The organism is Corynebacterium tuberculostearicum (assembly GCF_016894265.1).
Lineage (GTDB): Bacteria > Actinomycetota > Actinomycetes > Mycobacteriales > Mycobacteriaceae > Corynebacterium > Corynebacterium tuberculostearicum_D.
Genome location: NZ_CP069791.1, coordinates 281,134 through 306,916, shown reverse-complemented (window position 1 = coordinate 306,916; position 25,783 = coordinate 281,134). Strand labels below are relative to the sequence as shown.

General features: G+C 54.5%; 21 protein-coding genes and 3 pseudogenes. 9 read left to right on the top strand and 15 right to left on the bottom strand.

Annotated features, from left to right (window positions below):
• Nucleotides 1–47: 47 nt before the first annotated feature.
• A complete protein-coding gene (locus tag I6J28_RS01585) occupies nt 48–311 on the bottom strand; it encodes a hypothetical protein (protein ID WP_046095295.1) in 264 nt (87 codons plus the stop codon).
• A 142-nt stretch (nt 312–453) separates the two neighbouring features.
• Between I6J28_RS01585 and I6J28_RS01580 the strand changes: the two genes are divergently transcribed.
• The gene (locus tag I6J28_RS01580) at nt 454–1,320 is read left to right on the top strand and encodes a type IIL restriction-modification enzyme MmeI (protein WP_049151462.1); all 867 of its coding nucleotides are present in this window, start codon (nt 454–456) and stop codon (nt 1,318–1,320) included.
• Nucleotides 1,321–1,339: 19 nt separating this feature from the next.
• Here the strand turns inward: I6J28_RS01580 and I6J28_RS01575 are convergent.
• Together I6J28_RS01575 and I6J28_RS01570 are read right to left on the bottom strand one after the other, a co-directional pair.
• A protein-coding gene (locus I6J28_RS01575) for an IS3 family transposase (protein ID WP_172953431.1) occupies nt 1,340–2,574 on the bottom strand; the annotation gives its coding sequence in 2 pieces (ribosomal slippage) (nt 1,340–2,286 and nt 2,286–2,574; 1,236 coding nt in all).
• Nucleotides 2,575–2,626: 52 nt separating this feature from the next.
• Nucleotides 2,627–4,207, bottom strand: coding sequence for a helicase-associated domain-containing protein (locus I6J28_RS01570; RefSeq protein WP_016421371.1), 1,581 nt, complete (start codon nt 4,205–4,207; stop codon nt 2,627–2,629).
• 114 nt (nt 4,208–4,321) lie between these two features.
• Here I6J28_RS01570 and I6J28_RS01565 point away from each other — a divergent pair, with 114 nt between their 5' ends.
• The 3 genes from I6J28_RS01565 to pbp2m all read left to right on the top strand — a co-directional run bounded on the left by I6J28_RS01565 (nt 4,322) and on the right by pbp2m (nt 7,904).
• Nucleotides 4,322–5,182, top strand: a complete 861-nt coding sequence (locus I6J28_RS01565; protein WP_049377578.1) for a LysR family transcriptional regulator — start codon at nt 4,322–4,324, stop codon at nt 5,180–5,182.
• Nucleotides 5,179–6,009, top strand: coding sequence for a serine hydrolase (locus I6J28_RS01560; RefSeq protein ID WP_012360808.1), 831 nt, complete (start codon nt 5,179–5,181; stop codon nt 6,007–6,009). The genes I6J28_RS01565 and I6J28_RS01560 overlap by 4 nt, the downstream gene beginning before the upstream one ends.
• A 113-nt stretch (nt 6,010–6,122) precedes the next feature.
• On the top strand, nt 6,123–7,904 hold the full coding sequence (pbp2m, locus tag I6J28_RS01555) for a penicillin-binding protein PBP2M (protein ID WP_049063073.1): 1,782 nt from the start codon (nt 6,123–6,125) through the stop codon (nt 7,902–7,904).
• 66 nt (nt 7,905–7,970) lie between these two features.
• Here the strand turns inward: pbp2m and I6J28_RS01550 are convergent.
• A pseudogene (locus tag I6J28_RS01550) lies at nt 7,971–8,204 on the bottom strand (IS1249 family transposase); the annotation flags it as partial.
• A gap of 58 nt (nt 8,205–8,262) precedes the next feature.
• Between I6J28_RS01550 and I6J28_RS01545 the strand changes: the two are divergent.
• A protein-coding gene (locus tag I6J28_RS01545; RefSeq protein ID WP_096030703.1) for an IS3 family transposase occupies nt 8,263–9,479 on the top strand; the annotation gives its coding sequence in 2 pieces (ribosomal slippage) (nt 8,263–8,524 and nt 8,524–9,479; 1,218 coding nt in all).
• 46 nt (nt 9,480–9,525) lie between these two features.
• On the opposite strand, the pseudogene I6J28_RS01540 reads toward I6J28_RS01545, so the two are convergent.
• Nucleotides 9,526–9,675, bottom strand: a pseudogene (locus tag I6J28_RS01540) (IS1249 family transposase); the annotation flags it as partial.
• Between the two features lie 67 nt (nt 9,676–9,742).
• Here I6J28_RS01540 and I6J28_RS11695 point away from each other — a divergent pair.
• On the top strand, nt 9,743–11,668 hold the full coding sequence (locus I6J28_RS11695) for a class I SAM-dependent DNA methyltransferase (protein WP_152687353.1): 1,926 nt from the start codon (nt 9,743–9,745) through the stop codon (nt 11,666–11,668).
• A gap of 810 nt (nt 11,669–12,478) precedes the next feature.
• Here I6J28_RS11695 and I6J28_RS01525 read toward each other — a convergent pair.
• Nucleotides 12,479–13,701 (bottom strand): IS3 family transposase gene (locus tag I6J28_RS01525; protein WP_156794344.1). Its coding sequence is split into 2 segments (ribosomal slippage): nt 12,479–13,422 and nt 13,422–13,701, totalling 1,224 coding nucleotides; the frame shifts between segments, so codons are not numbered across the junction.
• Nucleotides 13,702–13,819: 118 nt separating this feature from the next.
• Nucleotides 13,820–15,064 carry an IS256 family transposase gene (locus I6J28_RS01520; RefSeq protein ID WP_049377104.1) on the bottom strand — a complete coding sequence of 415 codons (1,245 nt, stop codon included), beginning with the start codon at nt 15,062–15,064 and terminating at the stop codon, nt 13,820–13,822.
• A 54-nt stretch (nt 15,065–15,118) separates the two neighbouring features.
• Here I6J28_RS01520 and I6J28_RS01515 point away from each other — a divergent pair, with 54 nt between their 5' ends.
• A complete protein-coding gene (locus I6J28_RS01515; protein WP_204610392.1) occupies nt 15,119–16,243 on the top strand; it encodes a type ISP restriction/modification enzyme in 1,125 nt (374 codons plus the stop codon).
• Here I6J28_RS01515 and I6J28_RS01510 read toward each other — a convergent pair.
• Both I6J28_RS01510 and I6J28_RS01505 read right to left on the bottom strand, forming a co-directional pair.
• Nucleotides 16,238–17,581, bottom strand: coding sequence for an IS256 family transposase (locus tag I6J28_RS01510; RefSeq protein ID WP_204610391.1), 1,344 nt, complete (start codon nt 17,579–17,581; stop codon nt 16,238–16,240). The genes I6J28_RS01515 and I6J28_RS01510 overlap by 6 nt on opposite strands.
• Before the next feature lie 151 nt (nt 17,582–17,732).
• Nucleotides 17,733–18,949, bottom strand: a protein-coding gene (locus tag I6J28_RS01505) for an IS3 family transposase (RefSeq protein WP_096030703.1) whose coding sequence is annotated in 2 segments (ribosomal slippage) — nt 17,733–18,688 and nt 18,688–18,949 — 1,218 coding nt in all. Because the reading frame shifts where the segments join, the coding sequence is not laid out codon by codon here.
• A gap of 76 nt (nt 18,950–19,025) precedes the next feature.
• On the opposite strand from I6J28_RS01505, the pseudogene I6J28_RS01500 reads away from it, so the two are divergent.
• Both I6J28_RS01500 and I6J28_RS01495 read left to right on the top strand, forming a co-directional pair.
• Nucleotides 19,026–19,364 (top strand): annotated as a pseudogene (locus tag I6J28_RS01500) (type ISP restriction/modification enzyme); the annotation flags it as partial.
• Between the two features lie 69 nt (nt 19,365–19,433).
• Nucleotides 19,434–19,670 carry an antitoxin gene (locus tag I6J28_RS01495; RefSeq protein ID WP_144691027.1) on the top strand — a complete coding sequence of 79 codons (237 nt, stop codon included), beginning with the start codon at nt 19,434–19,436 and terminating at the stop codon, nt 19,668–19,670.
• A gap of 205 nt (nt 19,671–19,875) precedes the next feature.
• On the opposite strand, the gene I6J28_RS01490 is transcribed toward I6J28_RS01495, so the two are convergent.
• The 6 genes from I6J28_RS01490 to I6J28_RS01465 form a co-directional block, all read right to left on the bottom strand.
• The gene (locus I6J28_RS01490) at nt 19,876–21,084 is read right to left on the bottom strand and encodes an IS110 family transposase (RefSeq protein WP_204608518.1); all 1,209 of its coding nucleotides are present in this window, start codon (nt 21,082–21,084) and stop codon (nt 19,876–19,878) included.
• Between the two features lie 815 nt (nt 21,085–21,899).
• The gene (locus tag I6J28_RS01485) at nt 21,900–22,850 is read right to left on the bottom strand and encodes a replication protein RepA (protein WP_099299418.1); all 951 of its coding nucleotides are present in this window, start codon (nt 22,848–22,850) and stop codon (nt 21,900–21,902) included.
• Between the two features lie 320 nt (nt 22,851–23,170).
• Nucleotides 23,171–23,494: a thioredoxin gene (gene trxA, locus I6J28_RS01480; RefSeq protein ID WP_099299417.1), complete on the bottom strand. Its 324-nt coding sequence runs from the start codon at nt 23,492–23,494 to the stop codon at nt 23,171–23,173.
• Between the two features lie 94 nt (nt 23,495–23,588).
• Nucleotides 23,589–24,203, bottom strand: a complete 615-nt coding sequence (locus I6J28_RS01475; RefSeq protein WP_180965366.1) for a CueP family metal-binding protein — start codon at nt 24,201–24,203, stop codon at nt 23,589–23,591.
• A 120-nt stretch (nt 24,204–24,323) separates the two neighbouring features.
• Entirely contained in the window at nt 24,324–25,265 is a 942-nt protein-coding gene (locus I6J28_RS01470) for a cation diffusion facilitator family transporter (RefSeq protein ID WP_070478530.1), read from the bottom strand.
• Between the two features lie 2 nt (nt 25,266–25,267).
• Nucleotides 25,268–25,657 carry an ArsR/SmtB family transcription factor gene (locus tag I6J28_RS01465; RefSeq protein ID WP_070478528.1) on the bottom strand — a complete coding sequence of 130 codons (390 nt, stop codon included), beginning with the start codon at nt 25,655–25,657 and terminating at the stop codon, nt 25,268–25,270.
• Between the last annotated feature and the right edge of the window lie 126 nt (nt 25,658–25,783).

The window sequence follows — 25,783 nt, the reverse complement described above, 5'->3', positions numbered from 1 at the left end:
CGTATGTTCCGCCGTATGCTAAAGCATATGTTGTGGAATATATAGGTTTACCTGCTGGTTCTTGCGTTTAGGCGAAGTCCGAAAATGGTAGTCCACAAGGCTAATAGGCCGAAGGAGATAAGCAGTGCAGCCAGTTCCCGCGAGAGACCAGCCTGGGTGAAAAGGAAAGAGGGGACAAGGATCATTGCTGCGCTTATGCTGCCTCCAAGTGCGGCGTAATACATACGGTCTTGTGACTGTTCGCGGCGGATAGTCTGGATGATTAAGACTAAAACAACTGCGAGCGCAGCGAGGGTGATCGTCGTATACATTCCTTCTCCTTTCGACTGGTGCCCAGTTTATCGGTGAGGGTGTGCATTCCGTAGGCGATATACAACCTTCCCGGGCAGGAAAGTGGCTTAACGCGCCCGCGCGACAGGGTGGGTAGCGTGTGGGCTTATATGCTTGATGGTTATGGCCCCTACGACTGTTTTTGACCGCGCTACCATTCGCCACAATCTCACCGAATTCAAACTCCGGTGGCTTGACCGCATTAAGCAATGGGAGGCGGAAAACCGACCCGCAACCGAGTCGAGTCACGACCAACAGTTCTGGGGTGACCTGCTCGACTGCTTCGGTGTCAACGCCCGCGACCTGTACTTGTACCAACGCAGCGCTAAACGCGCTTCGACGGGGCGCACCGGCAAGATCGACATGTTTATGCCGGGCAAAGTCATAGGCGAGGCTAAGTCCCTCGGCGTCCCGCTCGATGATGCTTATGCCCAAGCTTTGGATTATTTGCTGGGCGGTACTATCGCGAACTCGCACATGCCGGCCTATGTTGTCTGCTCCAACTTCGAGACCCTGCGGGTTACCCGTCTTAACCGCACCTATGTCGGCGATAGCGCCGACTGGGACATTACATTCCCTTTAGCTGAGATTGACGAGCACATCGAACAACTCGCTTTTCTCGCCGACTATGAAACCTCCGCCTACCGGGAGGAAGAAAAGGCTTCCCTGGAAGCCTCTCGGTTAATGGTGGAGCTCTTCCGCGCCATGAACGGCGACGACGTGGACGAGGCAGTAGGCGATGACGCTCCCACCACGCCGGAGGAAGAAGACGAGCGCGTCATGCGCACCTCTATCTACCTCACCCGAATCCTCTTCCTTCTCTTCGGCGACGACGCAGGACTCTGGGATACCCCGCATTTGTTTGCGGACTTTGTGCGCAATGAAACCACCCCAGAATCGCTCGGCCCGCAGCTCAATGAGCTATTTAGCGTGCTTAATACCGCCCCGGAAAAGCGGCCTAAGCGTTTGCCATCAACGTTGGCGAAGTGAAGTGCCCCGGGTTTTGTTCCTAGGCATTTGCCTTGATTTCTATTATTGCTTGCGGCGGGTGCTGGTCCCAAAATTCGGTTTCCACTTCGACCGGGGTTCGGTATCCCAAGCTTTGGTGAAGCCTCGTCTCGTTCCACCATGACACCCACTCAAACGTCGCGATTTCCACCTCGACAACCTCATCCCACCTGCGAGTATGGATCAGCTCGTTTTTGTAGGAACCATTAACGTTTTCCGCCAGAGCATTGTCATAGGAATCCCCGACAGTTCCGGTGGAAGCGGCAATCCCGTGCTGGGCAAGACGCTCGTTGTAGACAACGCTGACATACTGCGAGCCGTGATCCGAATGATGAATGAGACCTGTTGTTTCCTCAGCAGACGCGATCGCCTGGTTGAGAGCTTGCAGCGGCAACGCTTCGGTGCGCATGGAATCTGATAACGCCCACCCAACGATCCGTCGGGAGTAAACATCGGTGACAAACGCGGCATACACAAAGCCTTTCTTCGTGCGCACGTAGGTAATATCAGCCACCCACAGCTTGTTCGGGCCTTCGGCTTTGAATTCTCGCTCCACCAAGTCCGGGCGTAAATCCGGCCTTTGAGGTGTGCGAGTGGTCATAGGCGAGCGGCCTTTGCCTTTGCCTGATACACCGGCTAGACGCATCAGCCGCGCGGTTTGTTCACGACCGATATCGATTCCGTCACGATGAAGAGCATGCCACATTTTCCGCACACCGTAGATGCCGTAATTATCCCGATGGATAGCACTAATGCGTTCAACCAGCACAGCATCACGAAGGCGGCGAGCACTTACCCCACGGGCCTTGGACTGACGATACCCACGCGAGGTGATGAACCCACCAGCGCGGTTTTTCTTCAACGTCTTACAGATGAACTCGACAGAGAAACGATTCCGGTATTCATCGATGAACCGGATCATTTCCGACGTTTTGGGTCGAGTTCCGACGCGAAAAAAGCTGAGGCAGCCTTTAAAAGTTCATTGGTGTCGCGTAGCTCTTGATTTTCACGGCGAAGCCTCGCGTTTTCGGCGGCCAGATCTTCAGGCACGGGTTCTGGGATGTTTCCCGCACGGCGGGCCTGTTGGGTCCATTGACGGGCTGTGTGCCATGACACCCCCAGCTTTGGGGCTACTGCCTGGCACGCGGCTTGCATCGACATATTTTCCGCCAAGATGCGGTCCTCTACAAGACGGACCACACGATCCTTCGCATCCTGGTCAAATTTTCTTGGCATATTCCAGATTTTCCCATCTACTCAAACGGAACAAAACCTGGGACACTTCACTCTAGCACGGCACGTCCACCGCAGCGATGCGGTGGGGTTGGATCGTGAGGCTCTCCCCGGTGGATTCGAGCACCGCGGAGATGGTGGAGGGGGTCATCATCACGATGGAGATCCAGTCATGGCTGGTGGCACCCGCATAGTCCACGTAGTGCAGGCGCACCTGTGTGCCCGCGGTATAGGCGCGGCGCAGCTCGGACATGATCTCCCGCGGCGAGCGGAAGGTCCGGGTGTCCGAGGCCTTCGTGCCGTCCGCCGGGTCCACGGCGATGGCCTGGTCGTGGGCGCGGCGAAAACCCTCCACGGCGCCGTCGATCTCCGAGGCGATCTCGGTGGAGTCCCCAGTGATGTCCATGATGTTGCGCTGGGGAGTATCCACGCGAGACGGGACACGAGCCGAGTGGGGTTCGGTGGCGGAGCCCTGCTGGAATGCCCTGGTGGCGTCGTCAATCAAATACCGCAGGGACTGGGGAACGGACGAGAGACCGCCGGGGGACATGCGATCCAGGAAGGCCTCGATGTCCTTCCATGGGGCGTCATAGCGCTTCGGCCCGATCAGGCTGAATACGTCGCCTTCGCGGCCGTCCTCGCGCACCAGGGTGGCGGTGAGCCCCAGACGGCGGCGAGACTGCAGGTCGGAGGTCATGCGGAACACCGGGGCAGGCAGCAGGTGAACCTCGTCGTAAATGATTAAGCCCCAGTCGCGGGAGTCGAACAGCTCCAGCGCCCGGTATTCGCCCTTCGACTTGCGCGTGACCACTTGGTAGGTGGCGATGGTCACGGGGCGGATCTCCTTCTTCTCTCCGGAGTATTCGCCGATTTCATCCTCCGTCAGGGAGGTGCGGCGCACTAGCTCGTCCTTCCACTGCCTGCCCGCGACGGTGTTCGTCACCAGGATCAGGGTGGTGGCCTTTGCCTTGGCCATCGAGGCCGCGCCGACCATCGTCTTGCCCGCACCACATGGCAGCACTACCACGCCCGAGCCGCCTTCCCAGAAGCTATCGGCCGCCATCTCCTGGTAGTCGCGCAGCTGCCATTCTTCGTGTTCCTGCGACAGCTCGATGGGGTGTGCCTCGCCGTCGACGTATCCCGCCAGGTCCTCTGCGGGCCAGCCGACCTTCAGCAGTTCCTGCTTGAGCCTGCCGCGCTCGGAAGGGTGCACAACGATCGAGTCCTCGTCGATCTCTGCGCCCAACATGGGCTTGATCTTTTTGTGACGCCGGATCTCCGTCAGCACAGCCCTGTCCGTCGTCTCTAGCACGAGCCCGTGCGCTGGGTGCTTGATGAGCTTCAGTCGCCCGTAGCGATCCATCGTGTCGGCAATGTCGATGAGCAGCGGCTGCGGGGCGGGGAACCGCGAGTAGGTTTCCAGCACGTCCATGATCTGCTCCGCGTCGTGCCCTGCCGCGCGGGCGTTCCACAGCGCCAGCGGGGTGATGCGGTAGGTGTGCACGTGCTCCGGCGCGCGCTCCAGCTCCGCGAACGGTGCCAGCGCGGTGCGCGCCTCCTGCGCCTGTTCGTGGTCGATTTCCAGCAGCACGGTCTTATCCGACTGCACAATGAGCGGTCCGTTTCCAATGCCCACGCTGTGTGTCACTTCCTTTTTGTTTATCGACGCCACCGCGACGGTGTTGCTCAAGCCAAAGACATCATTTTACGCTGCAGTGGTGCGAACTCGTGCTCCACTATACTGAGACCCATGATTGCTCAGACGGGAAATCTGCGCCAATGGCAGTATTTCGTGGCTTTAGCGGAGACCGGTAGTTTTACAGCGGCGGCAGCGCGACTGGGAGTGAGTCAGCCGCCTGTCTCCAATGCCATTAAGCGCTTAGAAGCTGGTGTAGGTACACCGCTATTTATCCGAGGGGCGGGGGAAGTGAAACTAACCGAGGCAGGGTTGACCTTGCTTCCATATGCCCGGGTGATTAATCGCGATCTTCAGACTATGCATTCGATGATTGACGGTATCCGAAGTGGTGCGCAAAGCGGGTTTCGTTTGGCCATCAGTAGTGCGCTTCCAAGCGAGATAGGATCGCGTATTGCAGCAAAGGCACAGCAGCATGATGGAGTAGTTTTGTCGTCACTGCCTTCTGTTGAGATTCTTGCCCGTGTTGAAGAAGGCGCTATTCATGCGGGGCTTGTTCAAGCTCCGGTTCCCTTGGGTACTCACCGCAGTGCGAGGCAGTTTTCTCTGTCACGTGATCTAGTGGTGCCGCCGGGGTATTCAAGGTTGGATAAGACCTTGTCTCAATTGAATCTGCTGGTGGAGAACCTGAATGACACTTCAAGTGCAGCCAGTGGTTTGGCGAGAGAGCTATTTCGGTCGGGTGTGTCTTGCGAAATTAATGATTCAGAGGATGCTCTAGGTAGGGGCTTATTGATTGGAAGAGGGGAGGGGATGTCTTTGGTATTTCGCGGTTTTCACCAGTTTGACAATGCTATTGAGCTTCCTTCCCGTTTCGATTTTTCCGTGGATGTAGTGGTTCGCCGAGGTGGGATGGACAATGGCGCCGAGGCCATGGCGGTCGCCGAAAGAATTTGTCGAAGGATTAACCAATGACTGCACGGATGGAGATGGCCCTGGAAAACGTGTTGACGCGGTCGGGGTGTGAGGGATGGTGGTGTGCATCGCGACTGCACGATGGGGTGACTATCGGACGCAAACAAGACGAGAAAATTACGGTGGCATCCTTATATAAAATCCGGCTCCTCCACCTCACTTTGGAAGCGATTCAACGAGGTGATCTGGATCCTCGTCTTCGTGTTGACGTTGCACCGTCCAAAGGAACTTACGAAGGGTATGGGTTCGCTGCCTTTGATGACGCAGTGAACGTGAGTCTCCGAGACTTAATGAAACAAGTCGCATCGGTGTCAGATAACGTGGCCGCCCACGAGATTTTGCGTCTACTGCCTGCGTGGGCTCGAGAAGCATTTCTTAAACGGTTTCCACCTCATTATGACTTGCAAGATCGGAATAGCTTAGTGACGGCGGAGAAACAATTGCGTCAATATGTTCAATCCCAAGGGGGGAGTAGTACAGATATAGCGTTTTCTGCAGTCTCTTCGTTGGCGGAAATAACTAATGACTTGGAACAGGTTTGGAAAGACGATAGTGCAGCGGTACGTCGATCTATGTGTGAACTCTTGGGGTTGCAGGTGTGGCGTCACCGTGTTCCTTCAGGCTTTCCTCCAAGCGGCGTTGATATCTATGGAAAAACGGGCACTGTAGGACTTCTCCATGGTGAAGCTTCGATTATCCAGGTTGAGGGCGAGGAGCCCATTGTGGTGTCCATCATGCTGAAACAGGTGGTGCCAGAACAAGCAATGAGTACTCACGATGGTGCTATTGGCGAAGTGGCTAGACTGCTCGTGGACGCTCTTCGTTAGAATTTCTGCCACTTGAATACACACTTCTACCATCGCCTATATGTGAATGAAATGAGACAATTGCATTATGTGATATTGGTGGCATCCAATGCGTCTCACTTAACGTCACTCCCATGATGACTAAGCACAATCGTTTCCGTCAGTCGGTGATTGCACTCTGTTCGCTCTCCGCAGTGATGTTGAGCAGCTGTTCAGCTCTACCGTGGGAATCAGACTCAGACGTATTTCTCAAAGCTTTCAACGCGGGAGATGACAGCAAGGCTGCACGGTATCTGGATCATCCAGACCCGGAGCGCGCCCTTCATGAATTTCGGCAGTCACTTCATGGTGTGAAGGTCAACATCGAAACATCTGATATTTCCAATGGAAAGAAGAATACTCATGTGACTTGGTCCAAAGATGGTGTGGAGTTGGAGAGCAATGGTCGGCTCGTCCTTAGTGGACAGGATGGTAAGCCTCAATGGTTGCCTTCGATCTTCGAAGCTCAGTTGAGCGATGATTCCGCACTCTTTTTTGCTGAAGATAAACAGTACGATCTTCCAATTAAAGATCGCTTGGGCAATGAATATATGACCTGGACGAAAGTTATTCAGGTACGAGGTCGCAAAGATATAGCCTCTAGAGCGCAGGAATTGGCCCAGATTTTTGCACCAGTGTCTCCCACAACGACTAAGGAGTGGATCGAGCAGACCTTGGGAGAGTCTCAGGATGAAGACACCGTGCTCCTCACTTTGAGGCAGGAAGAATTCCGGAAGATACAAGAGCAACTTAGGACCTTTGAGGGAATTTCCACTGTGGAGCAGGGGCGTCTCTTAAGCGTGTCCAAAACTCTTAACTCTCCGCTGGATGCTGAATTGAACAAATATTGGGAGTCAGTGCTCGATGCTAATTCAGGATGGTCGATACGCGCTGAGAGTTCACAAGGTATGACGACGGTAGCCTCTGAGCCGCCTCGCCGAGTTCAGCCAATCGCAACCACTCTGGATATCACACTGCAAAGCGCAGCAAAACAAGCAGTGGACAGTGAGCAACGTGCCGCAGTTCTAGTCGTGCTCAATCCTAGAACAGGAGGTGTCCTTGCCGTTGCACAAAATGACAAGGCAAATAACCAAGGGCCAATCGCACTCACCGGGCTATTCCCACCGGGATCGACGTTCAAAACTGTGACCACAGCGGCGGCACTAGAGGCAGGGGCAGTCAGCATGGATGAGGAACTACCTTGTCCTAGCAATATCACCGTCGCTGGACGCAAGATTCCCAACGATCATGACTTCGATCTAGGTAGCGTTCGACTGGAAGAAGCTTTCGCCCAATCATGTAACACAACCCAAGCGGTCATTTCGGATCGTTTGGGAGAAGATGATCTGCAACGGACTGCTTTAGAACTCGGAATTGGCTCCGACTTCGACGTACCAGGGATGACCACACTTACTGGTTCGGTGCCGCGGACACCGGCTGGACCTCCTCGTGTGGAGGCTTCTATTGGACAGGGCGAGGTTCTAGCTAGTCCATTTGGGATTGCGCTCATGCAATCGACTGTCGCTAACGGCGGCTTGCTTGTTCCTCCACAGCTCATTCAAGGCGAACAGACAGTAGTGAATAAACAGGCAGACCAGCATGTCAGCGATACAACTATTCAAAGCCTCCGGACGATGATGAAATCAACAATTGACCACGGTTCAGCTAGGTCGTTGAGTGATCTTAGTGCACTTGGCGGAAAGACTGGTACAGCAGAAATTGATGGCAAGCTTTCCAATGGCTGGTTCGCTGGAACGACAGGGGAATTGGCGATTGCGTCCCTTGTAATCGAAGGAGATTCTTCTCAGCCAGCTGTGGAAATGGCCGGGCGTTTCCTTCGCTCGCCGGATGTTCAGAAATTCTCTGGAATTCAATAAACTTGCGTCATAACCTCTAGCACGGGTTAAGTAAAGAAAAGTGTGTCTTTTCCGGGCGTGTTGCGGTTATTTGATCCAGCCTTTTTGGATGCCGAGGTTGTGTTGGTAGCTGGTGTCGATGGCGGTGTCGTATTCTGCTGGTGCACCGATGTCATTGGTAGTGGCTGTGGTGTTGTGGGTGATCAGGTCTGTTGCTGTGGAAAGTGCGTCTTGACCCCATCGTTGGTCCCTGGCGATCTTGACCGGATCGTCAGGGACTTCTGTATGTAGATACAGCCACCAATCCATCACTGTGCGTTGAGGTTACCCTCGTTTAGTGGACACCCTATTTGTGCGGATCTTGTGTCCGTAGGAGAGGATGTTCATTGTGAGTCAACAGCGCAAGAAGTACACGCCGGAGTACCGGCGTGAAGCCGCGAACTTGGTAATCGAGTCAGAGCGCCCGATCGCTCATGTGGCTAAGGAGATTGGCGTCTCCGCCGGGCTTTTAGGCCGGTGGGTCAAACTCGAGCGTGAACGCCGAGGGGCCTCGGATGGGATGAGTGAGGCGGATCTTCGTGCTGAGAATGCTCGTCTGCGCCGTGAGTTGGCGGAAGCCAAGATGGATAATGAGTTTTTGTCAAAAGCGACAGCCTTCTTCGCCGCGAAGCAACGCGAGCAGAAAAGTTCGAATTGATGCAGCAGGAGAAGGCAAACTACAGCATCAAACGCATGGCACGGCTATTAAAAGTGTCTCGGTCTGGATACTACAAATGGGCTGATACGCAGCAGAAACGACTATCCGGAAAAGATAATCGTGCAACATTTTACGATGACGTTGACCGCAAGATTCATCAGATCTGGAAAGACTCCGATGAGGTTTATGGTGCTCCCCGGATCACCGCAGAACTTACCGAGCGTTACCGGATCACCCTGAATCGCAAGACTGTGGCTAAGCGGATGCGCCTGATGGGAATTGAAGGGATTTCACCGCGTGCCTTTGTCCCGGTGACAACGATTCAAGCTAAGCGTCAGTCGAGTCTTCCTGACCTGGTCAAGCGCGTGTTTGATACTGGTGATCTCAACCGAGTGTGGATGTCGGATATTACCTACCTACGCACCAGCGAGGGATGGTTGTACTTGTGTGCGGTCCGCGACGGCCATTCCCGCAGGGTGCTGGGCTGGGCGATGGATAGCGTTCAAGATACATGCCTGGTCGAACGGGCCCTGCGGATGGCATATACACTGCGCGGTGACGTTCCTGATGGGCTGGTGTTCCACGCTGACCGCGGAACGCAATTTACCAGCGAGAAGCTCTGGGAAGTCTGCCATAACCTGGGCATTGCTCAGTCTGTGGGGCGTACTGGTGTGTGCTTTGATAACGCGATGGCTGAGTCGTTCTGGTCGACGCTTAAAACCGAGTTCTACGACCGTAAGCGTTGGCCTACCCGCGATGCTGCGCGCAAGGCCGTTGCCTACTGGATGGAAGTCGTTTACAACCGTCGGCGCCGGCACTCTGCACTAGGAATGGTCAGTCCCGTCGACTTCGAAAACCACATTGGTCTAACCACCAGTAGAAAAGAAATAGCTGCCTAAACACTAGGTAGCCCCACTACGTGTCCACGAATTGCGGTCAACCCCAGCGTTGATGCGGTAGTGATAGTCCGCGGTGTCTGCGGGCTAGTTCTTTTATGGGGGCGTTGATGCCACCTTCGAGGCTGTTTGTTGTTGCTGCAAGGTTGTCGGGGTCGATGGTTGTTGGTGGGGGTTGCAGGTAGGTAAACAGCAGGTCAAAGTTTCCTTATGTCAATGGTGCCCTATTTGCTGAACCGTTGGCCTCGGAGTACTTCGACTACCAGATGCGCGAAGCATTGCTTGCTGCCTGCGACTTCGACTGGTCGACCATTGACGTCTCCGTCTTTGGTTCGTTGTTCCAATTGGTGAAATCGAAGGAAGCGCGCCGCAGCGACGGCGAACACTACACGTCTAAGGCCAACATCATGAAGACCATCGGCCCGCTGTTTTTGGACGAGCTGAGGGCTGAGGCCGATAAGTTGGTGTCTTCTCCGTCGACGTCGGTGGCCGCATTAGAGCGCTTCCGCGACTCCCTGTCTGAGCTGGTATTCGCTGATATGGCTTGTGGTTCTGGAAACTTCCTGCTTCTGGCGTATCGGGAGTTGCGCCGGATTGAAACCGACATCATTGTCGCTATACGCCAGCGCCGCGGTGAAACGGGCATGTCGTTGAATATTGAGTGGGAGCAGAAACTGTCCATTGGGCAGTTCTACGGCATTGAGCTGAATTGGTGGCCTGCCAAGATTGCTGAGACTGCCATGTTCCTAGTTGACCATCAGGCCAACAAGGAGCTTGCCAACGCTGTGGGTAGGCCTCCGGAGCGGTTGCCGATTAAGATTACCGCGCACATTGTGCACGGCAATGCCCTGCAGCTTGATTGGGCAGACATACTCTCGGCTTCTGCCGCCAAGACGTATATCTTCGGTAACCCGCCGTTTTTGGGGCATGCGACGAGAACTGCTGAACAAGCTCAAGAACTCCGAGACTTGTGGGGCACTAAGGACATTTCACGCTTGGACTACGTCACCGGCTGGCATGCAAAGTGCTTGGATTTCTTTAAGTCCCGAGAGGGTCGTTTTGCGTTTGTCACCACCAATTCAATTACTCAAGGTGATCAAGTTCCACGGCTATTTGGGCCTATCTTCAAAGCAGGGTGGCGTATTCGTTTCGCTCACCGCACGTTTGCGTGGGACTCTGAAGCACCCGGTAAAGCTGCTGTTCACTGCGTCATTGTTGGCTTCGATAAGGAGAGTCAACCACGTCCACGTCTGTGGGATTATCCCGATGTAAAGGGCGAGCCAGTCTCAGTGGAAGTAGGCCAGTCCATTAATGCCTATTTAGTAGACGGCCCTAATGTTCTTGTCGATAAATCCCGGCATCCTATTTCGTCGGAAATATCGCCCGCAACTTTTGGAAATATGGCGCGAGATGGCGGCAACCTTCTAGTTGAGGTCGACGAATACGACGAGGTTATGAGTGACCCCGTAGCGGCAAAGTATGTTCGCCCTTTCCGGGGTAGTCGAGAGCTAATGAACGGCTTAGATCGGTGGTGTCTATGGCTTGTAGATGTAGCACCGTCAGACATTGCCCAGAGTCCGGTTCTGAAAAAGCGTCTAGAAGCGGTTAAGTCTTTTCGAGCCGACAGTAAAGCGGCAAGTACACGGAAAATGGCTGAAACTCCGCACTTATTCGGCCAGCGGTCGCAACCGGATACTGATTACCTTTGCCTGCCGAAGGTAGTAAGCGAACGCCGCTCGTATTTCACCGTACAAAGGTATCCATCAAACGTAATCGCTTCTGACCTAGTATTCCATGCTCAAGATCCAGACGGCCTGATGTTTGCGCTAGCGTCGTCGTCGATGTTCATTACGTGGCAGAAAAGCATCGGAGGACGACTCAAGTCTGATCTCCGTTTTGCTAACACTTTGACGTGGAATACTTTCCCAGTGCCAGAACTCGACGAGAAGACGCGGCAGCGAATTATTAAAGCGGGCAAGAAGGTGCTCGACGCCCGCGCGCTGCACCCAGAACGCTCGCTGGCCGAGCACTACAACCCACTCGCGATGGCACCGGAACTCATCAAAGCGCATGATGCGCTCGACCGCGAGGTGGATAAAGCGTTTGGCGCGCCACGAAAGCTGACAACTGTTCGGCAGCGCCAGGAGCTATTGTTTGCCAATTACGAAAAACTCATCTCACACCAGCCCTAGAAGGCTTGATATGTCTTGCCATATGGCGGGACATATGTTTAGGCATATGTTATAGCGTATGTTCCGCCATAGGGCCTAACCCTGACGTGTCCACTGTCCGGGGGTTAGGCCCGCGTTCACAACGTCGCGGGAAGTACGCGCCCGAACCATCGATAGGCTCGAGACGAATGCTAGTAGAGCACGGCAGTCATCGGGGAGTTGTTAATTATGGCTGTCTTGGCTTCTAACTCAGCATGTGAAGGGGAAACCTCGATAGGGGAGCTCTTACATCTAATTTTCGTATCATGAAAAATACGATAACTAAATCCAACCGTAACCGTCCCACCATCCTTCACTAACGCTTTGTCTCTTCCCCAGTGACAATTGCTTACGATCCCATCGCACTCAACGCGCGGGAACGTAAAAATCTTGTGGAACCACCAGCTCACCCAAGTTGGTTTGAAAACCGTGCGGATTTCGCGGCAGTCTACAAAGTTCTCTACGTTTTTATCGTCTTCCAACTCTAGGTACCCTTTCTCAACAGGAATGGTCGAAGCACTCACATCAGCTACACTGACCAAAGCAGCATAGCTAACCCCCGATGTGTCCACTGTCCGGGGTCAGGCCCGTGGTTGTTGTGGGGTGTTTTGGTGGCAACCAAATCTTTGATTTGGGCGGCAGCCCAACGAGCCGTAAGGCGAGGCGGGAGCATAAACAGTAACCCGTAGTGAACGGTTTTGTTGGTTGATCAGCTGGGGATATAGATCTACAGGGATATAGTTATAAGCCACCTGGGAATGAAGCGTCCTGGGTTTAGTTCCGCTTCTTTTACTACCCCGTACTGACGGGCTGCGTGAGATAGTAGTCGATTTCTACTTCCTGTGGGGTGGCGTAGTCCAAAGCTTCATGAAGCCGCTTGGTGTTCCACCAATGCACCCACCGCAAGGTGGCCAGTTCGACTTCTCCGACCGACGTCCACGGACCTTGAGCATGAATCAGTTCCGCCTTGTAGAGACCATTGACTGTTTCGGCTAGAGCATTGTCATAAGAATCGCCGACTGTTCCCACACTCGGACGGATTCCAGATTCCGCTAGCGCAGTGGAATACTTCAGTGACACGTACTGGCTGCCCCGATCACTATGGTGAATTAACTGGTTTCCATGAATTCGCCCTGCAGTCGTTAACGCATGCTCCAAAGCCTCCATGGGCAGCGCATCGGTACGCATCGTCGAGCGTGTAGCAACACCAACAATTTTCCGACTGAAGACATCAACTACAAATGCGGTGTAGGCGAATCCTGACGAAGTGCGAACATAGGTAATGTCGGCAACCCACAACCTGCCTGGCGCTTGTGCACGAAAGTTTCGCTGTACTAGGTCTGGGCGATGATCCGGCGTCTTCGGGCTAATCGTTGTCACAGGGGTTCGTCCACGTCTGCGGCCAGAAACACCTGCTAGCTTCATCAGTCGTGCAGCCTTGTCACGACCGATATGAAAACCTTCACGGTTCATCGCGTGCCACATTTTGCGGATACCGTAGACCGAGAAGTTCTCCGCATGCACACGCTGTATTTCTGGGATGAGCAGGCTATCGCTTAAGGCCCTTGCACTGGGAACGCGTGTGGTGGCTTTGCGGTAGCCGCGTGAAGTAATGAATCCACGATCTGCTTGTTTCAGGACTCGGCAGATGGCCTCGACCCCAAACTGATCTTTATACGTGTCGATGTAAGAGATCATTTGGTCGTGGGTCGGTCGAGTTCCGCTGCGAAAAAAGCCGAAGCAGTCTTAAGAATCCCGTTTGCTCGTTTCAGTTCGCGGTTTTCGCGGCGCAGACGCTTGAGCTCTTCTTCCATTGTCTCGCCGCCTGAAGCGTCAGAGTCATCACGTACTGAAGCGCTGTCACGGTACCAAGCCCGCAACGTGTGGTGAGATACTCCAAGCAGCTCACCGACCTCCGTGTAGGCGCGTTGCAGTGAGCAAGACTCCAGGCGGACCATTTCGATGATCTGATGGACCGCCTTCTCCTTGAACTCGACGGAATACTTTCTAGGCATAGTTCAATCCTTCCTTAGCTGAGGTAGGAACTAAACCCAGGACGCTTCAGTTTCGAATCTGGGGTTAGTTTCATGGCGGTGGTTTAGGGGCCATCTCGGGGATAAGGGGTGAGGGTATTCACGCGGCGATCTCCTGGTTGTTGTCGCGGTCCTCGTCGATGACCCCAGCGGCGATGATCTCTTTGGTCTGTGCCAGGCTGGTCAGTGACATATAACGCTTCTGTTGGATCCAGTCATCGTGCTGTTCGGCCAAAACCGCCCCAACAAGGCGCACAACAGCGTCTCGGTTTGGGAAGATTCCTACGACATCGGTACGCCGGCGGATCTCCCTATTGAGCCGTTCAGTGGGGTTATTCGACCAGATTTTGGTCCACACCGCTCTCGGCGCAGCGGTAAACGCCAACAGCTCGTCGAGACACTCCTCGAGGTAGGTGGCAACGTGAGGGAATTTCTGCTGGCAGAATTCAATAACCTCACGAGCTTGGGCCCACACACTAGCGGCATCGGGTTGCTGAAAGATTGTGTGAAACATCGCTGACAGAGTCGGCCATTGGGTTTTGGGAACCTGGGCCGAGAGGTTCTTCGCGAAGTGTGTTCGACACCGCTGCCAACTAGCCTGCGGCAGGCAGTCACCCACGGCTGCTTGAATACCAAGATGGGCATCACTAGTAACGAGGAATACCCCGGTCAGGCCACGGGCGATGAGGTCCCGAAAGAACCCGGTCCACGACGCGGTAGATTCCGCGGTGGCAACCTGCATGCCCAAAAGCTCTCGGTAGCCGTCAGCGTTGACACCTGTGGCCAGCAACACGCTGGTCTTTACGACACGTCCGCCTTCCCGCACCTTCATTGTCAGCGCGTCGCAGGAGACAAAGTGGTAGGGGCCTTGGTCAAGCCGGCGGGTGCGGAAGTCATCGACCATGTCATCGAGTTCTTTGGCCATCTGGCTGACCTGAGACTTCGACAAGTTGTTGATCCCAAGGGTGGCCACCAGGTCGTTCATCCTGCGAGTGGAGACTCCTTTCAGGTAGCAGGTGGCGATGACTGTGGTCAGGGCACGCTCGGTGCGGCTGCGGCGCTCTAGCAGCCAGTCAGGGAAAAATGCGCCGGTGCGTAGCTTCGGGATTGCCACATCAATGCTGCCGACTCGGGTATCAAGTTGGCGATGACGGTAGCCATTACGTGTGTTGGTGCGCTCGGCTGACACGGTGGCGTAATCAGCCCCGCAGACGGTGTCTGCTTGGGCGGAAAGAATCTGGTTGATGAAGTCAGTGAGCATTTGGCGCATCAAATCTGGGGACGCTTGAGTCAGTAGCTCTTCGAGATACGCGGTCGGATCGATATGATGAGGGTCAGCGGCCATCGCAGGGTACTTCCTTTCGAGGATAGGTAAGAGTTGATTCGAAAGGTACCCGCGATGGTCGCCTTCATGCACACCGGCACAAGACTTACCGCGGGCTACAGATACACCACGTTAGGGGACGCAACCAACGACGAAGCCGAACCAGCTGAGATTAAATACATCGACCTACATGGCACTCGGGAAGAAAAGTTCAGTGAACTCAGGGACCTTGACCTCGACAGTGACAGTTTTCAAGACACTGGTGATAGTTGGGACGCTGGATTTACTCCTAAAACTAATGAGCAATGGGGACATTACCCAGCGCTCAACGATATGTATCCATGGACTGCGCCTGGGGTTAAACCAAACAAAACCTGGGTGTACGCACCAGAACGCGCCATCCTAGAGCAGCGTTGGGATGAACTCATACAAGAAACAAGCCTGGAGAGAAAACGAGAATTATCCAAAGAAACTAGCTCTACAAAAATTGATGCTTCAAAATCTCCTTTACCTGGTTTAGATACTGAACAAGACACTGGACACCCCTTGGTCAGTGTGGAGTGGCCAAGCCGCCCAACAATCGTTGAAGTGGGGTATAGGTCTTTTGACCGCCAGTACATCATTGCCGATAGTCGTGTCCTGGACAGGGCAAGGCCAGATCTATGGGCGGCACGCTCTTCAGAACAAGTATTCCTAGTTGAATTTCATTCGCGTCACCCCAAATCTGGCCCTGGCCTTATGTTTTCTAGCTTGATCCCCGATATGAACAGCTTCAAAGGAAGCGACGGTGGGCGAGCGCTTCCTATGTTGCACCCTGATGGTCAACCTAACGTTGCTCCTGGGCTGCTAGCAGCATTATCGGAGCGCTTCGGTAGAGAGATTACGGTACAAAAACTTACTGCTTATATTGCAGGTATTTCCGCCCACCCTGGATATGTAGAAGCATTTGATGAAGAACTGCATTATAGCGGCAATCGTGTGCCACTTACCGTCGATGTAGAGCTGTGGGATAAGGCTGTAGAAATTGGTCAGTTCATTATCTGGCTACATACTTTTGGCGACCGTGGGCACGCACCGAATAACGCAAAGAGTCTGTTTGATGTTGAAAGCACGCTGCCGCTGCCAACCTATGACACTGCCGTTGGTGTTGGAATGCCGGAGAGCGTGTCAAGTTGTTTGTGTGTGGGGCTGGGTTTATAGGTATTTGTCGAAGCGGTCGGGGTAGGCCACGGCCATTTGGTTGATGGCTTGTTTCCAGCCGGATACTCGGGCTCCTTCCATGAGTCTGCCGGCTGTTCTTGAGACTCGTTTACCTTGCTTTGCTCTCTTGGCGGCTCGCTTGTCTTCAATATTGCAGATCATCAACCACAGCGTCTTTAGGGCTGATTCATCGTTGGTGAACTGCACCCTGTTGCGAGTAGCTTTACGCAGCTCATTGTTAAAAGATTCAATGGAGTTCGTCGTATAGATCACCTTCCTAGCTGCTGGTGGGAACTGCAGAAACGGGACAAACCGCGCCCACGCGTCCTGCCAGACCTTGACTGAGCGGGGATACTTCTCACCCAGCTCGGAAGCCTCGAATTCGGCTAAAGCAGCCCTAGCTGTGGACTCGTCTGTGGCGGTGTAGACCTTCTTCAACGCGGCTGATACAGCCCGGCGATCCCCGTAGGCTACCCACCGGTTCGCGGCACGTATCAGGTGCACGATACAGGTTTGCACCATAGAGTTCGGCCAGGTTGCCTCGACTGCTTCTGGTAGGCCTTTCAGCCCGTCACAGCAGACGATAAAGACGTCTTTGACACCACGGTTAGAAAGATTGGCGCATACCTGCGCCCAAAATGAAGCGCCTTCTTCTTTGGCAATCCACAATCCTAAAATGTGTTTGATGCCGTCAAGGTCCACACCGATTGCCATGTACGCACTCTTGTTGACTACCCGGCCGCCATCGCGGACTTTAATGCGCAGCGCGTCCAGGAAAATGACCGGGTAGAACTCATCTAGCTGGCGGTTTTGCCAGACCATAACCTCATCCAAGACGGCGTCAGTAACCGCTGAAATCGTCTCATGGGAGATATCAACCCGCATCGCCGTTGCCATGTGGTGCTGGATATCCCTGATTGTCATCCCACCGGCGTACAAGCTGACAATCATGTCATCGACATCAGTTAAACGTCTCGAGCCTTTAGGGACCATAGTTGGGATAAACGTCCCAGTCCTGTCTCTGGGGATATCCACGGTGACCGGCCCGTAGTTAGAATCCACGGTCTTTGTGTACGACCCGTTGCGGTGATTGTCTGTCCCAGCTGCAGCTTTGCCGCTCCTATCACCAGACTCGTAGCCGAGGTGGGCATCCATCTCGGCATTCAAACCCCTAGTAATCGAGGCTTGCAGCATGCCGCGAACCAGGTCATTGGCATCCGTTGTGGACGTGCCTAGGTCGTCAATCAGTTTCGCGATTTCAGGGTTAGCAAGAAGCTTCTTTTCAATCGCATCAATCTTGGCCTTATCGGCCGGATCTCGTCTTGTCACAGTAGTCATTCTGGCTTATCTCCTTATGCGGGATCGGTTCCCACACACAAACCATCAGACACTCTCATGCCGGACGATGTTACCTACGACGAGACAACCCAAACTATTTATCTATGGGGTTGACCGCAATTCGTGGACACGTAGTGGGGCTACCTAGTGTTTAGGCAGCTATTTCTTTTCTACTGGTGGTTAGACCAATGTGGTTTTCGAAGTCGACGGGACTGACCATTCCTAGTGCAGAGTGCCGGCGCCGACGGTTGTAAACGACTTCCATCCAGTAGGCAACGGCCTTGCGCGCAGCATCGCGGGTAGGCCAACGCTTACGGTCGTAGAACTCGGTTTTAAGCGTCGACCAGAACGACTCAGCCATCGCGTTATCAAAGCACACACCAGTACGCCCCACAGACTGAGCAATGCCCAGGTTATGGCAGACTTCCCAGAGCTTCTCGCTGGTAAATTGCGTTCCGCGGTCAGCGTGGAACACCAGCCCATCAGGAACGTCACCGCGCAGTGTATATGCCATCCGCAGGGCCCGTTCGACCAGGCATGTATCTTGAACGCTATCCATCGCCCAGCCCAGCACCCTGCGGGAATGGCCGTCGCGGACCGCACACAAGTACAACCATCCCTCGCTGGTGCGTAGGTAGGTAATATCCGACATCCACACTCGGTTGAGATCACCAGTATCAAACACGCGCTTGACCAGGTCAGGAAGACTCGACTGACGCTTAGCTTGAATCGTTGTCACCGGGACAAAGGCACGCGGTGAAATCCCTTCAATTCCCATCAGGCGCATCCGCTTAGCCACAGTCTTGCGATTCAGGGTGATCCGGTAACGCTCGGTAAGTTCTGCGGTGATCCGGGGAGCACCATAAACCTCATCGGAGTCTTTCCAGATCTGATGAATCTTGCGGTCAACGTCATCGTAAAATGTTGCACGATTATCTTTTCCGGATAGTCGTTTCTGCTGCGTATCAGCCCATTTGTAGTATCCAGACCGAGACACTTTTAATAGCCGTGCCATGCGTTTGATGCTGTAGTTTGCCTTCTCCTGCTGCATCAATTCGAACTTTTCTGCTCGCGTTGCTTCGCGGCGAAGAAGGCTGTCGCTTTTGACAAAAACTCATTATCCATCTTGGCTTCCGCCAACTCACGGCGCAGACGAGCATTCTCAGCACGAAGATCCGCCTCACTCATCCCATCCGAGGCCCCTCGGCGTTCACGCTCGAGTTTGACCCACCGGCCTAAAAGCCCGGCGGAGACGCCAATCTCCTTAGCCACATGAGCGATCGGGCGCTCTGACTCGATTACCAAGTTCGCGGCTTCACGCCGGTACTCCGGCGTGTACTTCTTGCGCTGTTGACTCACAATGAACATCCTCTCCTACGGACACAAGATCCGCACAAATAGGGTGTCCACTAAACGAGGGTAACCTCATCTAGGCAAGGGCAGCTGGTCGAATGTGTCACCAGCCGTGTGGAACTACACAGTGGGTGGAAACTCCACAATCAAATCCTGGGTAGGTTATCGCCGTAAAAAACCTAAAGGCAGAAAGTCCTCACCACTCGATGACATCATCACCACAAGCTGGCCGACACAATGGTCAAGACAGTTTCACGAACTGCTAGTTACGCTTACCCATTTAATTCAGCTCGAAGCTGAACAGAAGGAACTCCTGGAGCAAATCATTGCTGGCGAACAACTAACTAAAGACGAATTAGCCTTTCATGGGGTGCAGTGGCCAGCAGAAAATAAAGATCGGAAACCACACTTTCCAGGCGATCTATTTTAAAATTCTGGCTATTAGACATTTGTTCGAAAGCCAGGAGATTATGTCGAAGCAGTGTGCAACAATAACGTCATGACTCGCCCAATTGATGAGCTGTTGCGCCAAGCTGGTGTGCCGTCGTTAGGGTCAAACAACGGCACACTCAGTGGTGGAGAGATGGCAATCGCACGTATTGTCAGTGCTCTGCGAGCAGATTGGGACAGGCTCGATGGTCAACAACAACGTGCGCTTATTACAGCGCTGGAAGCGTCCACACAGGCCACCGAAGAAGCCGAAGCATTCGTGCTGAATCAACTCAAGAAGCACTAAATCGCTCAAGCCCTGCCTGAGGGGCTAGAGGCAGGGCTTGAGTGTGACAGTGACCGTCCGGGGGGGTGTTCCTATATAGGTTGTCAACCTCGCGGGTGGAGAAATCGGGGGCGGATTCTCTCTACGGGGTTGTTTGGTCGTGTGGTTTTCGGGCATGCCTGCTAGCCGACTGGGTTTTCCCAGTCGGCTGTTTCGTTCTTGGTGTTTAGGCTGCGATTCCTTCCTGTTGTAAGGCGGGATCGCGGTAGCGCTCGTGGTTGCGCATCATGGCGTAGAGGACGTTGAGCCGTCTGCGGGCTAGTGCCACTACTGCGGCGTTGTGTCTCTTGCCATCACGGCGCTTTCGTTCATAGAATTGCCGGGAACGCTCGTGGAATCTGATGGATGCAAAAGATGATTGCCATAGGGCGTTCTTTAATTTTTTATTGCCGGCACGGTTCAGTGAGTTCGACATGATCGAGGTTCCGGACTGATTCGTTCGGGGCGACAAACCAGCGTAAGAGGCCAAGTGCCCAGCTGACGGAAAGTCGGACATGTCGCCCGCGGTCATGAGAATTTGTGCTGCCGTCTTTGGTCCGATTCCTGGCATGGATAGCAGGATTTGAGTGTGGGGGATGTCGTTGATGAGCTCGATGACTTCCTGCTCGATTTGTTTGCGATGTTCGAGTTTTAAGAGTGCGTCTTTCGCCGACATTGCTATGCCCATTTCGGCATAGTGCGCACCTGCAATGGTGACTGTTTGCTCAGAGATAGCAGCGAATATGGCATCGAGGACAGGTTCGGGATTGCGTGCCTTATATCGTCGAGCAAAGGCAGCTGCCTTGGCCTTACCTAGGCGCTTTACCTTGGTCGGTCCACCGTAGCGCGCAAGTAGGTGCAGAACCCACTTGCGGTGGATTATCTGACCGCGAAGGGCCTGTTCGAATTGCGGGTAGCAGCCTACTAGTGCACTTCGAATCTGATTGATGAGCCTGGTGTAGGACCGCGCTAAGTCTTCGTCGATACCGTTGAGGACCTTCAACTGGAGGAAAGCTTCTTCGACACGGTCGACGCTGCGGAGGGACTCCGGAAGGTTCTTTGCAGCGTGGGCAATGATATAGGCGTCCCGGATATCAGTTTTGGCATTGCCAGCGTGGATGCGTGAGAGTTGACGCATAGCCAAACCGGGAAGGTAGCGCACGTCGATTCCGATATCTTGAGCAACTGCGACAGTTAGTCGACCAATGTTATTTGGCTGGTCCACGACGACAAGGACTTTGTGGTCGTGTGCGCTGAACGTTGAAAACAGTGTGCGCAGGGATTTTTCGTTTTGGTTGATGCGCTTAGATAGCACCTGGGTGCCGTCGATATCTAAGACGCAAGCGTGGTGAAAATATTTACCGACGTCCATGCCGATGACATAGTCGTAGGTCATGCTAGACCTCCTAGCGAATTGAATGAGTATGGGACTTATTTCATCGCTGGTGGTCGGACATACTTCACGCTGGCATCCACATTACTTTGAGACTTCGCACATTCTGTGCGGGTCAGGTTCCTATTAGCAGTCTGGAGTATGTCACTGCCTTCGGTGGCATCACCCCCCGGATCATTTTCAGACAGGGACGAAAACAAGCCATACCGAAGCCAGCGACTAGTTCCACTGCCACAAGGCAGAAGGAACGCAGATAAACATAACCTGCCCCAGCATGGGGCTAGGAGTACGAATCCTGGGCCCCTTCAAGCGGAACTGCCAACAACGTAATGGGAGGGAGCGGTCTACAAACTATTCTGCGGAGCTTCGACAAAAGTAACAAGGGCGTGCCCACTCCAGTGAGCATTGACAGTAAGGATGAAATTATTGGGGTTCCTTTGTGAGAGTTCTCTTTAAAGATTCTTTGGTTATCTGTAGTCCTGGAGGCTGTGGTCAGTGAGTAGTCCAGGTTGTCTCGGTGGCAACCAAATCTTTGATTTGGGCGGCAGCACAACCGAACGTTAGTGAGGGCGTGAGCCACGATGGAATCTTATTTACTAGTTAGCGTTAGCGTTGACTGGTTGGTTTACCCCTGCTGGATATAGTTCTACAGTTTATAGTTATAAGCGACCAGGGGAAATAGATAAAATCCCAGTTCAAGCCCTGTGGATAACTGCTTGGATATTGGTAAATATGCGCAGCCGTATTGGTAAATATGCGCAGCCTGACCAGGGCATAAAGAAAGCGCCCACAAGGGGGCGCTCACTCGTTGATGAGTATTAATCCAGCTGCGGACGTGGCGGTTTTTTCTCAACTGAGGGAGATGTCTTAGTGACGGTGACTCCATCGAGGTCGGCTTTTATTCCACAATTACGCCATATCGCCTGAACATCGTGGATGGCTTTCTTGATTTCGTTGCGGAAGTTCACCCAGTCTTGCCCTGATACTAGCTCTTTGGTGGCGAAGCTTTGTGCCATCATGTCCCAGGTAAAAAGGTAGGAGTCTCGGTTGTTTTTGCTAAGCCAAAACTGCTTGACCGTTAGCCAGATATAAATGTCCATTGACCGTGGCTTGGTGAGCTGGCGTAGTACAGCAAGGTCGATAGGGATGGGGGCTTCGACAATGTGCTGGAAAAATTGTGGCGTGAGTTTGATGTAGGACTCGATGAAGCTTCCCTGATTAGGGTCGCGTGCATCAAACCATAAGTCCCATTCATCCATAATTTGAGTGTGTTTACCACGTGCGCGTACGCCATCGTCCTCTTTGACGGTCACGCGAGCATCAGCCAGGCGCAATAATTGCTCGCGGATATTGGCCAAGTTCCCTGTTGCGCCACCTGTGCCGCGTCCAGTTACTCCGATGGCTTGGAGGAAGTGGTTCATGGAGTGTCCGAGAGGGATGCGGACTGCTTGCTCAAGGTCTATTTTGCCTGCTTTGAGCTTTCCTGCGTTTTCCACGGCACGGGTGACGATGTAGGCCATGATTAGTCGGGGATATTTGCCGTAGGGCAATCCTCCATCGGCGTAGACAACGATTCGGCCTTGTGCTGTCTCTATGACTCGTTTTTCTTCGTCGGTCTTGCGGTATGGAAATAATGCTTGGACGAAGAGTTTGGATGTGTAGCCAATGTCTTGGGCGTTTATAAGTTCTTTTGCTTGATTAACTTCTCGGTCTTGGGCAGTCTTTTGGGCTGCTTGAAGCTGAGCAATTTTTTCTGGTGGCAGTGCCATGGAAGAATCCCTTTTCTGGTGACACTGCTTAACTTCTTGCAAACCGTGTATTTGGTGTATATGAACGAGGACAGAGGGCCACGCCCGTCGCCGGAGTTCGTGGAATGGCTTATGGATCTGCCAGTCAGATGGATTACCGACACGATGGGCGGACTGACTGCAAATCAGCAGAAGACCGCCTTCGGTAACGGGGTCCTGCCACTTCAAGCGCTCGTTGCACTGCGCAGTCTTGCATTACGTATGCAATCACGCTGAGTCGGGCGACCATCAACTGCCGCGCAACGGTCGGCGGAGTTCGGGAACGGTTCGACGGCCGAGCCTCAGATAATGCCTTCGAGGCGTTGCTCGATCTGCGGCTTCGGCATCGCCCCAATGATCTCGCGCACGATTTCACCCTTGTCGAAGACCTTCATCACAGGGATCGAACTGATGTTGTAGCGTGAGGCGATGTCGGGGTTCTCGTCGACATTGAGCTTGGCGATGAGGAGCTTTCCATCCTGCTCAGCTGCAATCTGGTCCAGGACCGGCGCGATCGCACGGCACGGGCCGCACCAGGCTGCCCAGAAGTCCACGAGAACGGGGACCTCGCTCTGGAGCACAACCTCTTCGAAGGCCTGGGTGTCGACGGTGGTGACTTCGCTCATGGGACTGCTTTCCTTCCTATTACACGTCGCGTGCGATAGACCGCGCGCACATCACAACACCCTACCCGGTGGGGGTATTCCCGTGGTGCTAGTTTTAGACCAGTCGCATCGTGGTCAGGCAGGTTTGCGCATCGTCGCCGACGGTCGAAAGTTCGGAGGTGACGGTCTGGCCGTCGTGGGTGATCGAGATCGATGTCTCGATGCCTCGGGGCAGCCAGATCCCGACGAAGCCGTTGTCGAGGGTTCTCAACTCCTCGTCGACGATCGTCTCGCCGGTCGTCGCATCCGTCACCGTTACGGCCACGTCTGCGTTGCGCAGCTCGCCCAGGCATCCGGTCGGGCTGTGGTAGTAGCAATCATGGGTCTGCGACCGATACGGGGCAACGGATACGTAGATCTCGTCACTGGGCAACCGCACCTCTGTCGCGTGCTCGTGCTGATCAGTGAGCGTGACCATCTCCGCAGTGATCGACGTGGTCAAGGTCTCCGTGCGATCGTCCAGCGGGATCGCATCGAGCGTTTCGACCAGCTCCCGCACGTCGAGGCCTTCGAGACCATTCTCGACAAGAATCTCGGCTCCGCTGGCCGAGGTGGCTGAGGGTGAGTCGTTGGCGGCCGCGCATCCGGTGAGCAGGAAAGCGCCGATCACGACGGTGGTTGCAGCGGTTTTCTTCCCGCCGTACTTCGGCAATGACCTGAGGTTTTTCATGGGATTCCTTCTCGTGCCTGCCCGTGGTGCCAATTGGCCATAGTACCCCATAGGGGTAGTGCCTACCTGTGTGATGCGGAAGCGCCCCGCCCGGTACGAGCCCGGGAGGGGGCGCTGCGTTCAGTCGTGCTTGCTGACTTCCGGTTCATGTTCGGCAATGTGCTCGGTCTCGATCTGGAAGGTTGCGTGATGGACGGAGACCTCGAAGTGTCCTGCGACGCAGTCTTTGATCTCTTGGAGCATCTGGGCGGCATGACCGTCGGTGAAGCATTCGTCGTCGACGACGACGTGGGCGGTCAGGGTCGGTAGGCCGGTCGCCACAGTGGAGGCGTGCAGATCATGAACATCCTGGACGTGGTCGAGTTCGAGGATGTGTGAGCGGACTTTGTCGAGGTCGAGGCCCTTAGGAGTGAACTCCATGAGGACGCCGGTGGTCTCGCGCATCAGCTTGAACGCGCGAGGCACGATCAGGGTGGCGATGAACAGTCCGGCGATGGCGTCGGCCTGCATGAACCCGGTCGTGGAGATCACGATCGCCGCGATGATCACTCCGAGTGAGCCGAGGGCGTCGTTGAGGACTTCGAGGAACGCGGCACGCATGTTGAAGTTCGAACCGCGGCTGGAGGCGAGGATGGTGATGGCGATGATGTTCGCGACCAGGCCGATGATGCCGAAGATCAGCAGTTCGCTTGCGGGCACCTCCGGCGGCTCGAACAGTCGCCGGATTCCTTCGATGGCGGCGTACGTGCCCACCACCAGCAGCAGTGCCGACTGTCCGAGGGCTGCGATCACCTCGATACGTCGGAACCCCCAGGTGCGCTTGGAGTTGGCGGGCTTGAGCATCAGCGTCCCGGCGATCAGTGCGACCAGTAGGCCGACGGCATCGGTGATGGCATGGGCGGTGTCGGTTAGCAGTGCGAGGCTGCCGGTGATGACCGAGCCGATGGCCTGGGCGACGACGATCGTCGCGGTGATCGAGAATGCGATCCAGAGTTTCTTGCGGAAATCTCCAGGGTGCCCGGTCTCGCTGGCTGCGGGGCCGTGATTGTGTCCTGCGCCCATGTCTACTTCTTCTCCGTATCTGTCGCGTGGTGGGTATGTGGGAGTCGCAGGTGCGTGCAGAGCAGGGCCTGCGTGCCGGTGGCATCGAGGAGGCATTCGGCAGCGGCGACGAGGGTACGCAGGAGTTCGGGCTGTGTCAGCGAGTACCAGGTGGAGCGCCCTTCCGGGCGCATCGTCGCCAGGCCGCACTCAACGAGAAAGCCGACATGTTTGCTTACCGTGGACTGGGCCAGGCCCATGTGCTCGACCAGATCGCGGACCCGGTGCTCGCCCGAGGCGAGGTGCTGCACGATCGCCAACCTCGTCGGTTCTGCAAATGCCTGGAACAGGTGGGCGTACGCTGCTGTCGCCACCTCGTCGAGGGTTGCCCCCTCTTGTTGATTCATAGTCATATAGCGATTATATCGCTCTATGACGATATTGTCGAGTGTGATCTGTCGCTCGATGCGAAATGAAGCTCAGAGGTTCCGGCGCGCCCGAGGGTGGACTGCCCGCTTCCTGCGACGCGTGCCTTATTG

What these genes read in the sequence shown, in the direction of transcription:
- I6J28_RS01520 (WP_049377104.1), bottom strand. Translation starts at nt 15,064, where the DNA reads ATGGCCGCTGACCCTCATCATATCGATCCGACCGCGTATCTCGAAGAG.
- I6J28_RS01475 (WP_180965366.1), bottom strand. Translation starts at nt 24,203, where the DNA reads ATGAAAAACCTCAGGTCATTGCCGAAGTACGGCGGGAAGAAAACCGCT.
- I6J28_RS01560 (WP_012360808.1), top strand. Translation starts at nt 5,179, where the DNA reads ATGACTGCACGGATGGAGATGGCCCTGGAAAACGTGTTGACGCGGTCG.
- I6J28_RS01495 (WP_144691027.1), top strand. Translation starts at nt 19,434, where the DNA reads ATGACTCGCCCAATTGATGAGCTGTTGCGCCAAGCTGGTGTGCCGTCG.
- I6J28_RS01485 (WP_099299418.1), bottom strand. Translation starts at nt 22,850, where the DNA reads ATGGCACTGCCACCAGAAAAAATTGCTCAGCTTCAAGCAGCCCAAAAG.
- I6J28_RS01465 (WP_070478528.1), bottom strand. Translation starts at nt 25,657, where the DNA reads ATGACTATGAATCAACAAGAGGGGGCAACCCTCGACGAGGTGGCGACA.
- I6J28_RS01515 (WP_204610392.1), top strand. Translation starts at nt 15,119, where the DNA reads ATGGTCGCCTTCATGCACACCGGCACAAGACTTACCGCGGGCTACAGA.
- I6J28_RS11695 (WP_152687353.1), top strand. Translation starts at nt 9,743, where the DNA reads ATGCGCGAAGCATTGCTTGCTGCCTGCGACTTCGACTGGTCGACCATT.
- I6J28_RS01580 (WP_049151462.1), top strand. Translation starts at nt 454, where the DNA reads ATGGCCCCTACGACTGTTTTTGACCGCGCTACCATTCGCCACAATCTC.
- pbp2m (WP_049063073.1), top strand. Translation starts at nt 6,123, where the DNA reads ATGATGACTAAGCACAATCGTTTCCGTCAGTCGGTGATTGCACTCTGT.
- I6J28_RS01490 (WP_204608518.1), bottom strand. Translation starts at nt 21,084, where the DNA reads ATGACCTACGACTATGTCATCGGCATGGACGTCGGTAAATATTTTCAC.
- trxA (WP_099299417.1), bottom strand. Translation starts at nt 23,494, where the DNA reads ATGAGCGAAGTCACCACCGTCGACACCCAGGCCTTCGAAGAGGTTGTG.
- I6J28_RS01470 (WP_070478530.1), bottom strand. Translation starts at nt 25,265, where the DNA reads ATGGGCGCAGGACACAATCACGGCCCCGCAGCCAGCGAGACCGGGCAC.
- I6J28_RS01510 (WP_204610391.1), bottom strand. Translation starts at nt 17,581, where the DNA reads ATGACTACTGTGACAAGACGAGATCCGGCCGATAAGGCCAAGATTGAT.
- I6J28_RS01565 (WP_049377578.1), top strand. Translation starts at nt 4,322, where the DNA reads ATGATTGCTCAGACGGGAAATCTGCGCCAATGGCAGTATTTCGTGGCT.
- I6J28_RS01585 (WP_046095295.1), bottom strand. Translation starts at nt 311, where the DNA reads ATGTATACGACGATCACCCTCGCTGCGCTCGCAGTTGTTTTAGTCTTA.